General features: G+C 69.5%; 11 protein-coding genes. 8 read left to right on the forward strand and 3 right to left on the reverse strand.

What is annotated here, in order from left to right:
- Positions 1–293: 293 nt before the first annotated feature.
- From DXK32_RS21005 to DXK32_RS21035, 7 genes are all read left to right on the forward strand, one after another.
- Complete coding sequence (locus DXK32_RS21005) at positions 294–1139, forward strand: thermonuclease family protein (protein WP_247877262.1); 846 nt, start codon at positions 294–296, stop codon at positions 1137–1139.
- Positions 1140–1207: 68 nt separating this feature from the next.
- Entirely contained in the window at positions 1208–2158 is a 951-nt protein-coding gene (pip, locus tag DXK32_RS21010) for a prolyl aminopeptidase (protein ID WP_114860286.1), read from the forward strand.
- Positions 2159–2423: 265 nt separating this feature from the next.
- Positions 2424–2624, forward strand: coding sequence for a 50S ribosomal protein L35 (gene rpmI / locus DXK32_RS21015; protein ID WP_014238730.1), 201 nt, complete (start codon positions 2424–2426; stop codon positions 2622–2624).
- 21 nt (positions 2625–2645) lie between these two features.
- Positions 2646–3017, forward strand: a complete 372-nt coding sequence (gene rplT / locus DXK32_RS21020; protein ID WP_014238729.1) for a 50S ribosomal protein L20 — start codon at positions 2646–2648, stop codon at positions 3015–3017.
- 122 nt (positions 3018–3139) lie between these two features.
- Positions 3140–4207: a phenylalanine--tRNA ligase subunit alpha gene (pheS, locus tag DXK32_RS21025; RefSeq protein WP_038525652.1), complete on the forward strand. Its 1068-nt coding sequence runs from the start codon at positions 3140–3142 to the stop codon at positions 4205–4207.
- 13 nt (positions 4208–4220) lie between these two features.
- Positions 4221–6617 (forward strand): phenylalanine--tRNA ligase subunit beta, encoded by a 2397-nt coding sequence (pheT, locus tag DXK32_RS21030; protein ID WP_114860287.1) that lies wholly within the window; start codon positions 4221–4223, stop codon positions 6615–6617.
- Positions 6618–7113: 496 nt separating this feature from the next.
- A complete protein-coding gene (locus tag DXK32_RS21035; RefSeq protein ID WP_247877263.1) occupies positions 7114–7623 on the forward strand; it encodes a response regulator in 510 nt (169 codons plus the stop codon).
- Between the two features lie 25 nt (positions 7624–7648).
- Here DXK32_RS21035 and DXK32_RS21040 read toward each other — a convergent pair whose 3' ends face one another.
- The 3 genes from DXK32_RS21040 to DXK32_RS21050 all read right to left on the reverse strand — a co-directional run bounded on the left by DXK32_RS21040 (position 7649) and on the right by DXK32_RS21050 (position 11323).
- On the reverse strand, positions 7649–9235 hold the full coding sequence (locus DXK32_RS21040) for a DUF3369 domain-containing protein (protein ID WP_114860288.1): 1587 nt from the start codon (positions 9233–9235) through the stop codon (positions 7649–7651).
- A gap of 138 nt (positions 9236–9373) precedes the next feature.
- Entirely contained in the window at positions 9374–10333 is a 960-nt protein-coding gene (locus tag DXK32_RS21045; protein ID WP_114860289.1) for an SH3 domain-containing protein, read from the reverse strand.
- A 105-nt stretch (positions 10334–10438) separates the two neighbouring features.
- Entirely contained in the window at positions 10439–11323 is an 885-nt protein-coding gene (locus DXK32_RS21050) for a LysR substrate-binding domain-containing protein (protein ID WP_114860290.1), read from the reverse strand.
- 145 nt (positions 11324–11468) lie between these two features.
- Between DXK32_RS21050 and DXK32_RS32295 the strand changes: the two genes are divergently transcribed.
- The gene (locus DXK32_RS32295; RefSeq protein ID WP_162801290.1) at positions 11469–11627 is read left to right on the forward strand and encodes a hypothetical protein; all 159 of its coding nucleotides are present in this window, start codon (positions 11469–11471) and stop codon (positions 11625–11627) included.
- Positions 11628–11728 lie beyond the last annotated feature (101 nt).

The raw sequence follows: 11728 nt of genomic DNA on the forward strand, positions 1-11728 counted from the left end.
AGTTTGCGCTGACGCGACAGGCGGACCTCTGGTCCGCCGAAAGCGGGGAGAGGGTTAGGGTGAGGGGGTTGCGCGTGTGCCGGACCTACCGCCATGCGCAACCCCCTCACCGGCCCTACGGGCCACCCTCTCCCCAGAGGGGAGAGGGCTGGATCGGCCGATTGCCTTGGCGGAAACAGGGAAGACGGCTTGCGTTCGGTCGTCGGTTCGGGCGTCATGAGTCGTCATATCGGAAGGGGGCTCGCTGAGATCAAACTCCCCGTCCGGCCCGCCTGTTCCACCGTTCCATTCCCATGCCCGCCATGCCGCGCCGCATTCTCTCGCTGACGCTCCTCGCCCTGCTGCTGATGGCGACCACCGCCGGGGCGACGGAGCTGCGCGCCGCCGCGGCGACCGATGGCGCCACGCTGCTGTTGGAGGACGGCCGCAGCCTGCGTCTGGCCGGCATCGAGCCCGCCGCACCGCCCATGGCGGCGGAGCCGGGCGACCATTGGCCGCTGGCCGAGGCGGCGCGGCGGGCGTTGGCGGAACTGGCCGTCGGGCAGCGCCTGACGGTGCGGGGGGAGGCGCGGACCGACCGGCACGGCCGCCTGCTGGCCCAGGTGGAGCGCGGCGACGGGCTGTGGCTCCAGGGCGAGCTGCTGGCGCGCGGCCTCGCCCGCGTGCACACCCGGCCCGACGCCCGCGCCCTGGCCCGCGAGATGCTGGCGGCGGAGGCCGCGGCGCGGGACGCCGGGCGCGGCGTCTGGCGCACCCGCGCCTACGCCGTGCGGCCCGCCGACCCGGACGCGCTGCGCCGCGACCGCGACAGCTTCCAGATCGTCGAGGGGCGGGTGCTGCGGGTGAGCAAGGCCGGCGGCGACGCCTATCTGGATTTCGGCGAGGACTGGCGGACCGACGTCACGGTGCACATCGGGCGGGCCGCGCTGCGCGAATTCGTGGCCGCCGGCATCGACCCGCTGTCCTACGAGGGGCGGACCGTCCGGGTGCGCGGCTGGGTGGGGCTGCGCGCCGGCCCGCTGATCGAAGCGACCCATCCCGAGCAGATCGAGCGGCTGGACGGAGCCGGCCCGCCCCTCCGGCCGGCGCCGCGCCCGTCCGCTCCGCCGCCGGACCTTTCCGACGACGAGGAGGAGTGAGCCTGTGGCGGACGGCGGACGGGCGTCCTACACTTGCTTCATTCGGCCCGGACTGACAGGACCTCTTCATGCCCCGCAGCGAGCTTTTCCCGCCCATCGACCCCTACCAGACCGGCTTCCTGCCCGTGGACGAGATCCACACGCTCTATTGGGAGCAGTCGGGCAACCCGCGCGGCGTGCCGGTGCTGTTCCTGCACGGGGGGCCGGGGGCGGGCGCCTCGCCGACGCACCGGCGTTTCTTCGATCCCGGCCATTACCGCATCGTCGTGATGGACCAGCGCGGGGCGGGCCGCTCCACCCCGCTGGGCGAGGTCCGGCGCAACACGACCGAGCTGCTGGTGGAGGACGCCGAACGGTTGCGCCGCCATCTGGGGATCGAGCGCTGGCTGCTGTTCGGCGGAAGCTGGGGATCGACGCTGGCGCTGGCCTACGGGCAGACCCATCCGGAGCGCTGCCTGGGGTTGATCCTGCGCGGCATCTTCCTGATGCGGAAATCGGAGATCGACTGGTTCCTCTACTCCATGCGCACGATCTTCCCGGAGGCCTGGGCCACCTTCGCCGCCCACATTCCCCAGGAGGAGCACGGCGACCTGCTGGAGGCCTACTGGCGGCGGCTCAACGCGCCGGATACGGCGACCCGCATGGCGGCGGCGCGGGTGTGGAGCCTGTACGAGGGCTCCTGCTCCTCGCTGCTGCCCTCGCCGGAGCTGATCGCGACGAGCGCCGAGGACACCCACGCGCTGGGCCTCGCCCGCATCGAGGCGCACTACTTCCGCTCCAACCGCTTCACCCCGGAGGACCGGCTGCTGCGCGACGTGCACCGCATCCGGCACCTGCCGGGGGCGATCGTCCAGGGCCGCTACGACATCGTCTGCCCCATCGCCAGCGCCGACGAGCTGCGCCGCGCCTGGCCGGAAGCCGACTACCGCGTGGTGCCCGACGCCGGCCATTCCGCCATGGAGCCGGGCATCCGCGCCGCCCTGGTCCAGGCGACGGAGCGGTTCAAGGAATACCGGTAGTGATTCGGAAGGTGGTCGCGCCGGGCCCCCTCCCTAACCCTCCCCCACCTTTGGTGAGGGAGGGGATTCAAAGCCCTCCCCTGCGAAGCGGGGGAGGGTTGGGTGGGGGCCCCGTGAACCCACGTTCCCTCTCCCGCATTCGCTCCCCCTTGCGTTGCGGCGTGGCCGCGCGTATAACCCTGCGCTCCAACGGGCGGCGAGGCCGGGTCCGAGACCCAGGGCATGCCCAACCGTCAGTCGGGAACATCCAACGCAAGGATTGAAAATGCCCAAGCTGAAGACGAAGAGCGGCGCCAAGAAGCGCTTCAAGGTGACCGCGTCCGGTAAGGTGCGCGCCCAGGCGGCCTTCAAGCGCCACTGCCTGGAGCAGAAGAGCCCGAATATGAAGCGCAACGCGCGCGGCATGATGACCCTGGCCGAGCCGGACCAGAAGATCGTGCTGAAGAACTGGCTGCGCAACGCTTGATATCGTAAGGGAATCTGAACCATGGCTCGTGTTAAGCGCGGCGTTACCACGCACGCCCGTCACCGCAAGATCCTGAAGCTCGCCAAGGGCTACCGGGGTCGCAATTCCAAGAACTTCCGCATCGCGATCGAGAAGGTCGAAAAGGCCCTTCAATACGCGTATCGCGACCGCCGCAACAAGAAGCGCGATTTCCGCGGCCTGTGGATCCAGCGCATCAACGCCGGTGTGCGCCAGTACGGCCTGACCTACTCGCGCTTCATCAACGGCATCAAGCTGGCCGGCATCGAGATCGACCGCAAGGTCCTGTCGGATCTGGCCGCCCGTGAGCCGGAGGCCTTCAAGGCCATCGTCGATCAGGCCCAGGCCGCTCTCGCCTCCAAGGCCGCCGCCTAAAGGGTTCGCCGCGCAAGCGGAAACCCCGGTCCGGCGCCGGACACGAAAGAAGGGAGCCGTGCCTCTGGGCCGGCTCCCTTTTTCTTTACGCTCGCACTTCCTTATGGCTCGCGGGAAATGACATGCTCGATGCGCTGAAAGACGAACTCCTGTCGCAGGTCAACGCCGCTGGCGACCTCGCGGCCCTCGAAGAGGTGCGGGTCACCGCGCTCGGCAAGAAGGGGCGCATCACCGGCTTCATGAAGGAGCTGGGCGGGCTGTCGCCCGACGAACGGCGCGAGCGCGGCCAGCAGCTCAACGCACTGAAGGACGAGATCGCCGCGGCCATCGACGGCCGCAAGGCCGACCTCGCCCGCGCCCATCTGGAGGCCCGTCTCCAGGCCGAGCGGATCGACGTCACCCTGCCGGTCCGTCCGGAGACCGAGGGGCGCATCCACCCGATCAGCCAGACCATCGACGAGATGGTGGCGATCTTCGCCGAGATGGGCTTCAGCGTCGCCGAGGGGCCGGACGTCGAGGACGACTTCCACAATTTCACCGCCCTGAACTTCCCGCCGGGCCATCCCGCCCGCGACATGCACGACACCTTCTATCTCCCCGATGCGGGCGAGAAGAAGATGCTGCTGCGCACCCACACCAGCCCGGTGCAGGTCCGCACCATGCTGAACAAGAAGCCGCCGATCCGCATCATCGCGCCGGGCCGCACCTACCGGTCCGACTACGACATGACCCACACCCCGATGTTCCACCAGATCGAGGGGCTGGTCATCGACGAGGCGACCCACATGGGCCACCTCAAGGGCTGCCTGATCGAGTTCTGCCGCGCCTTCTTCGACGTGGACGATCTGCCGCTGCGCTTCCGCCCCAGCTTCTTCCCCTTCACCGAACCGTCGGCGGAGGTGGACATCGGCTGCTCCCGCAAGGGCGGCGAGCTGAAGCTCGGCAACTACGGCGACTGGCTGGAGATCCTCGGCTGCGGCATGGTGCACCCCAACGTGCTGGAGGCCTGCGGCATCGACAGCACGAAGTACCAGGGCTTCGCCTTCGGCATGGGGATCGAGCGCGTGGCGATGCTGAAATACGGCATCCCCGACCTGCGCACCTTCTTCGAAGCCGACCTCCGCTGGCTGAAGCATTACGGCTTCGTGCCGCTCGACGTTCCCAGCATGGCCCAGGGCCTGACGCGCTAAAGGAGCCGGACCCATGAAGTTCACGCTGTCCTGGCTGAAGGACCATCTGGAGACCGACGCCACGCTCGACCAGATCGTGGAGAAGCTGACCGCCCTCGGCCTGGAGGTCGAAGGGGTGGAGGATCGCTCGAAAGAGCTGAAGCCCTTCCGCGTCGCCCACGTCGTCTCCGCCGAGAAGCACCCGGACGCCGACAAGCTGCGCGTGCTGGTCGTCGACACCGGCACCGAAAAGCTCCAGGTCGTCTGCGGCGCCCCCAACGCGCGCGCCGGCCTGAAGGGCGTCTTCGCGCCGGAGGGGGCCTACATCCCCGGCTCCGACATCACGCTGAAGAAGGGCGTCATCCGCGGCGTCGAGTCGAACGGCATGATGTGCTCCGAGCGCGAGCTGAAGCTGTCGGAGGAGCACAACGGCATCATCGAGCTGCCGGACGACGCGCCGGTCGGCGTCGCCTACGCCGACTACGCCGGCCTGGGCGATCCGGTCATCGACATCAGCCTGACGCCCGACCGTGCCGACTGCGCCGGGGTGCGCGGCATCGCCCGCGACCTCGCCGCCGCCGGCCTCGGCACGCTGAAGCCGCTGGCCGCCGAGCCGGTCAAGGGCGCCTTCGCCAGCCCGTTCGGCGTGACCATCGAGGCGCCGGACGCCTGCCCGATGTATGTCGGCCGCTATTTCCGCGGCGTGAAGAACGGCCCGTCGCCGAAGTGGCTGCACGACAAGCTGGTCGCCATCGGCCTGCGCCCGATCTCCGCACTGGTGGACATCACCAACTTCATCACCTTCGACCTGTCGCGCCCGCTGCACGCCTTCGACGCCGACAAGGTCAAGGGCGGCATCGTCGTGCGCCTGGCCCGCGAGGGCGAGACGCTGGCGGCGCTGAACGGCAAGGAATACCCGCTCGACCCGGGCATGACGGTCATCGCCGATCATGAGCGGGCCGAGGCGCTGGGCGGCATCATCGGCGGCGAGGCGTCGGGCTGCACCGAGTCGACGGTCAACGTCTTCCTGGAGGCGGCGATCTTCGACACCGTGCGCACGGCGCAGACCGGCCGCAAGCTGGGCGTCGAGTCGGACGCCCGCTACCGGTTGGAGCGCGGCGTCGATCCGGCGGCGGTCGTCTCGGGGATGGAGCGGGCCACCCGCCTGATCCTGGAGATCTGCGGCGGCGAGGCCTCCGACCTCGTGATCGCCGGTGAGGAGCCGCAGTGGCGCCGCACCCTGACGCTGCGTCCGGGCCGCGTCGCCGCGCTGGGCGGCGTCGCGGTGCCGCGCGACGAGCAGACCCGCATCCTGATCGATCTCGGCTGCGAGATCGTCGGCGAGGATGTGGACGGCACCCTGCGCGTCGTTCCGCCCTCCTGGCGCGCCGACATCCACGGCGAGGCCGATCTGGTCGAGGAGGTGTTGCGCATCCACGGCTTCGACGCCATCCCGGCGACTCCGCTGCCGCGCGACAGCGTGCTGACCCGCCCGGCCCTGACCACCAAGCAGCGCCGCGTCGGGCTGACCAAGCGCACGCTGGCCGTTCGCGGCCTGTCCGAAGCCGTCACCTGGTCCTTCATGGCCGGTCCGGTGGCCGCGCTGTTCGGCGGCGTCGGCGAGGGGCTGACGCTGGTCAACCCGATCAGCGCCGACCTCGACGTGATGCGTCCGTCCATTCTCGGCAACCTGATCCAGGCCGCCGGGCGCAACGCCGACCGCGGCCACGCCGACGTCGGCCTGTTCGAGGTCGGCCCGGCTTTCCGCAAGCCGTCGCCGGACGGGCAGGACATCGTGGCCGCCGGCATCCGCGCCGGCAACGCGGTGCCGCGCCACTGGGCGGAGAAGGCCCGCGGCGTCGATGCCTACGACGCCAAGGCCGACGCCATGGCCGTGCTGGAGGCGGCGGGCGCGCCGGTGGCCAACCTGCAGGTCACCACCGACGCGCCGGGCTGGTATCATCCCGGCCGTTCGGGTGTGCTGCGCCTCGGCCCGACGGTGATGGCCCGCTTCGGCGAGATCCACCCGACCGTGCTGGGCACGCTGGGCGTCAAGGGGCCGGTGGTCGGCTTCGAGGTCTTCCTCGACACCATCCCGCTGCCCAAGAAGAAGGGCGGGACGGCGCGTCCGCTGGTCCAGCTCTCGCCCTTCCAGCCGCTGGAGCGCGACTTCGCCTTCGTCGTCGGCAAGGACGTGGAGGCCGACAAGCTGATCCGCGCCGCCAAGGGCGCCGACAAGGCGCTGGTCAAGGACGTGACCGTCTTCGACGTCTACCAGGGAACGAACGTCGAGGAGGGCAAGAAGTCCGTCGCCCTCTCCGTCACGCTCCAGCCGACCGAGCGGACCCTGACCGAGCCGGAGATCGAGGCCATCGGCCAGAAGATCGTCGCCGCGGTCGCTAAGGCCACCGGGGGCAGCCTGCGCACCTGAAGGGTGCAAAACCCGAAAATAGTTCAATTTCATAAGACAAAATTCGGGCCTCCGCCGCAAGGCGGGGGCCCATTGTTTTTCCATGTCCGGATGGAACGGCTCCCGATCTGGACAGTTCAAAGGATTGTTCCGGAGGCGACACGTCTGGATTCGCGGAACATGCCGCGGTTCGTTGTTTGAAGCACGTTTCGCCACCGCATTCGGGCGTGCCTCATATGCGCTTTTTCAGAGTTGAATAGAGTTTATTCATCAGATAAAGCGAATGAACATAAGTTTGCAAAACATGCGTCCGTATTGTCTCGATGCTGCGCATCGCTGCGTATAAATTTCAGAAATGGAATGTTTTCTTTCCACGATACATGGTGGTCATTCCAAAAAATTAGCTCAGCCGATATTTCGATTTTTTTAATATTTTTCATTCTTTTTTGAAGAGGTCATGTTGAAAACGGCGCGGGGCGCCCTGGCCCCACCGCCCTCAGACTTGGTGAAGAATCCGATGGTGAGCTTACCGAACGACCACGGCAAGACCGTTTCCGTCCTCGCCATGACCGGGGATGCCGGCAACGGTCCGGTGGATGGCGGCGGCGCGTTCCGCCGCGAGGATGGCGATGGAGGGACGCCGGCCGAGGCCAGCCGGCTGGTCATCGTGGTGGACGACGACCGGTCGATCGTGGAAGGGCTGGCGCTGCTTCTGGAAGCCTGGGGGTACGATGTGCTGACCGCCCTGTCGCTGAACGAGCTGGCGCAGCGGTTGCCGCAGGCGCCCGGCCGTCCGGGTCTGGTCCTGGCCGATCATTTCCTGCCGGCCGGCGGCACGGGCGCCCAGGCGGTGGAGATGGTGCGCGCCCATGTCGGCGCCCCGGTGCCCGCCCTGATCCTGACCGGCGACACGATGCCGGAACGTCAGGCCGAAGCCGCCGCTTTGGGCTGCCGGCTGCTGCACAAGCCGGTGCAGATCGGTCCGCTGAAGGACATGGTGGACACGCTGATGAGCGGCGCCGGCTGATCGCGCGTCCGCCTCCTTCTCCGAGTCACTCCCGGCGCAGGCCGCCGGACACCGCCAGGAAGGCGTCGACCACCACCGGATCGAACCGGCTGCCGGACAGGCGCCGGATCTCCGCCACCGCCACGTCATGGTCCAGCGCCTTGCGGTAGGGGCGGTCGCGGGTCATGGCGTCGAAGCTGTCGGCCACCGCGACGATGCGGGCGCTCAGCGGAATGGCGTCGCCCTGCAGCCGGTCGGGATAGCCGGTGCCGTCCCAGTTCTCATGGTGCGACCGGGCGATCTCCGCCCCCAGATGCAGATGCGTCCGTCCGTCGGACCGCCGGCTGGCACGGTCCAGCAAATCCCAGCCCGTGGTGGTGTGGGCCTGCATGACGGCCCGCTCCTCCGGGGTCAGCGGCCCGGTCTTGCCGAGGATGGCGGGGTCCAGCGTGGCGTTGCCGACGTCGTGCAGGATGGCCGCCAGACCGACCGATTCCAGGAACACCGGGTCGAGGATGGCGGGATAGCGCCCCTCCTCGGCCAACCGGCGGGCGATGCGGTCGGTCACCAGGGCGATGCGCGGTCCGCTCTCCGCCTCCGGCCCCGGTTGGCCGGCGCGCTCCGCCAGATCGGCCATGGCGATGACCGTGTGCTCCTGGCTGCGCCGCAGTTGCTCGTAGAGATGCAGATTGTCGAAGCCGACCGAGATCTTGCGGCAGAACACCTCGATCAGGTTGCGGTCGAGGTCCGACAGCGGCCGGTCGGAACTCAGATAGACCACGTTCTCGCGGTCGTTCGGCGTGCGGATGTAAAGCGTGCAATGGTCGGCGGCGTAGCGGTTGCTGCGCGACTCCAGGCAGCGCTTCACCTCCGCCAGCACGGAGGGCTCGACATGGTTGGCCGCCGGCTCGTCGATCAGCGTCTCGAACCGCCCGGACCCGGCCAGCACATACAGCCCGTCCGCCGCGCCGCTGATGACCGGGCCGCGCTGCACGCACAGGATGGCGTCCGGCCCGACGCCGAGGATGCCCGAAAGCTGGGTCAGCACGCCGGCGGCGAACAGCTTCATGGAGCGCGCCTGGAACAGCGACGACGACGCCTCGATGATCTTCTCCAGCCCGCGCCGGTTCATCTCGATCGCCATGATGTCCTCGTAGGAGCGCAGGGCGGCGACCGTGGTGGTGAAGAGCTGCTGGGCGGTGAGCTGAGTCTTGGCCTTGTAGTCGTTGATGTCGTAGTCGAGGATCACCGCGCGCTCCGGCGCTTGGCCGGGCTGGCCGGTGCGCAGGATGATCCGGACGTGGCGGTTCTTCAGCTCCTCGCGGATGTGGTGGACGAGTTGCAGGCCGGCGTCGTCGGTCTCCATCACCACGTCCAGCAGGATGATGGCGATGTCCTCCTCGCGTGCCAGGATCGCCCGCGCCTCCGCGGCGGAATAGGCGGAGATGAACTGGGCGGGGCGGCCCTTGTAGGCGAAGTCGGCCAGCACGAGCTTGGTGATGGAATGCACCTCCGGCTCGTCGTCCACGATCATCATCTTCCACCGGTTTCCGGTGGGCGGCGCCCCGGTTTCGCCGTTGCCGTCGCCGTCCTGGTCGTCCAGAAAGAGGAACTCGTCGTCGGAGTCGGTCATGGGCAGGGCCTGGGGCGGAGCGGGCGGGGGTAAGAAAGATTAACACGGCACGGCGGCACCCGCCTACCGCCACGATCGATGCATTTTCGACGAAAATGCATCGCAATTTACGAAGGCCGCCGTGGCTCGGAACGTGGCTCAGAAGGTCTCCAGCTCGATCACCCAGCAATCCATCGAACGCTGCGCCAGCGCGCCGCAGACATTGTCCACCTGGGTCCGGGTGAAGGGGCCGACGCCCATCTGGTAGGTGGTGCGGGCGCTGCGGAAGACCGGCCAGACCATCGGCGGCAGGTCGCGGTAGGCCGACCCCGGGCCGTAGGTGAATTCCTGCCACGCCCGCAGCCCCTCGGCGTGGCTGACATACTCGCCGAGCCGCGCGGCGAACAGCGGCCCCGGCTCGATCGGCGGCATGCCGGGCAGCGGGTAGGGGGCGACCACCCCGATCAGACTTTCCGCCGTGGCGACCGCCCGCGTCCGGCCGGGCATGCCCAGCGTCACCCGCCCGTTCGCGGAGTCGATCAGGCTGACCACGTCGCCCTTGCGCAGGGTGAAGCCGCGCCGCTTCTTGTTGTCGAGGATCTCGGTCGCCTTGATGGCGTCCGCCGCGACGACATAGCCCTGGGCCGGCACCTGGGCGGCGATCTCCCAGGCGCTGCGCGGCACCACGGCGGCGCTGCGGTGGATGACCGGCGGCTTGCCGGACGAGGGCGGCGATCCGCCGGCGTTGGCCCCGGCGGCGGTGGCGCCCATGGCGGCGGTGATGGAGCGCGACACCATCAGCGCCGGGTCCAGCGAGTCGGAGGGCACGTAGCCGATGGGCTGGCCGCCGATGGCGACCTCCGTCCAGCTGGTGCCGCGCGGCGTGCCCAGCGCGTTCAGCGCCTTGCCGCGCGGCAGGGTCTGGATGATCCGGGCGTCGGCGTTGGGACCGATGCGCACCTCGATGTCGCGGTTCAGCACCACCTCGCCGGTCAGCGGCGCGCCGATGGCGACGGGGCTCTGCGCCAGGGCGGCGTCCGGGGCGAACCACATCGTCGCCGCGGCCAGGAACAGCCGCAGCGCCAGGGCGCGGAGGGCGGTGGTGGAACGCGTGCGCACGGCGGTTTGCCCCTTTGGAGGAGGGACCATTTTGCCTCGCTCCGGCCCGCCGGGGCAACCCGGCGCGTGCGCGCCGGGGCGGATGTCACGGAACGGCACGATCGATCAGGCCGCCCGATTCCCGCCCACCAGATCGTGGATCGCCTCGGCCAGCAGGCGGACCGGCTTGGCGGCCATGCCGGGCGCGCGGTGCAGCGCGATGTCGATGTCCGGCAGGTCGGGAAAGCCGTCCGCCGCGCTCAGCCGGCGCAGGCTGGGCGGAACGGTGCATTCCTCCATGGCGGTGACGCCGAGCCCGCCCAGCACGGCGCCGTGCACCGCCACCACGCTCTTGCTGATGAAGGCGACGCGCCAGCCGCGCCCGATGCCCTCCAGAGCCGCGACGGCGAGGTCGCGCACCACGCAGCCCTTGGGGAACAGCGCCAGCGGCAGCGGGTCCTCTCGCTCGATGGGGATGGAATCGGGGGCGGCGGGGCGTGGCGGGGCGACCCAGGCCACCGGCTCCCGCCGCACCAGTTCGCCGCTGCGGCTGTCGGGGTGGCGGGTGACCAGGGCGAGGTCGTAGCGGCCCTTGTCGATCTCCGCCACCAGATCGGGGCTGTTGTCGCAGATCACCTCCACCGGCACGTCGGGATAGGCGGCGGCGAAGCGGGCGAGCACGCCGGGCAGCAGCATGGTGGCGTAATCGTCCGGCGTGCCGATGCGCACGCTGGCCACCGTGGCGGGGCGGTGCATCAGGGCCAGGATCTCGTCGTTCAGGGTCAGCATCCGCCGGGCGTAGGTCAGCAGAAGCTCGCCCTGCTGGGTCAGGTGGACGCTCTTGGTGTCGCGCTGGAAGACGCGGGTGCCCACCACCTCCTCCAACCGGCGGACCTGCTGGCTGACGGCGGCCTGGGTGCGGCCCAGCGTGTCGCCGGCACGGGTGAAGCTGCGCGCGTCGGCGACGGCGACGAAGGCACGCAGAAGATCGGTGTCGAGGTTGGCCGGCATGGTCACGCATTCAAGCAGAGGGGGCGCGCGGCTTCAACGCGCGGAAGGACCATCACGATCTGTGATGAACCTCATAAAGCCTATTCGTTTCCAAGATTTTTCGCGCGGGCGCAGGGTGCCTCCCGATCTTTGGGAGGGCGGAGCGATGGGTGTGTTCGAGGCGATGACGACGGTGGTGCTGGAGGCCGGACGGCTGGACCGCCGGGAGGAGCGCCGGATCGTCAAGGCGGCAGCGCCGTGGCGCTTCCGTCTGCCGCGGATGCCGGCGCTGCCGGTGCTGCTGCTGACGATCCTGGCGGTGTGAAGGCGGTTGTGAAGGCGGGGTCAGAGAGCGGGCGCGCCGTCCGATGGCGCCGCGGTGGCCGGCGCCGGCTCGGGGGCGGGCGCCGCCACCGGTGCTGGGGG

The sequence above is a fragment of the Azospirillum brasilense genome (genome assembly GCF_003349955.1).
In the GTDB taxonomy this organism is placed as follows: Bacteria; Pseudomonadota; Alphaproteobacteria; order Azospirillales; family Azospirillaceae; genus Azospirillum; species Azospirillum brasilense_B.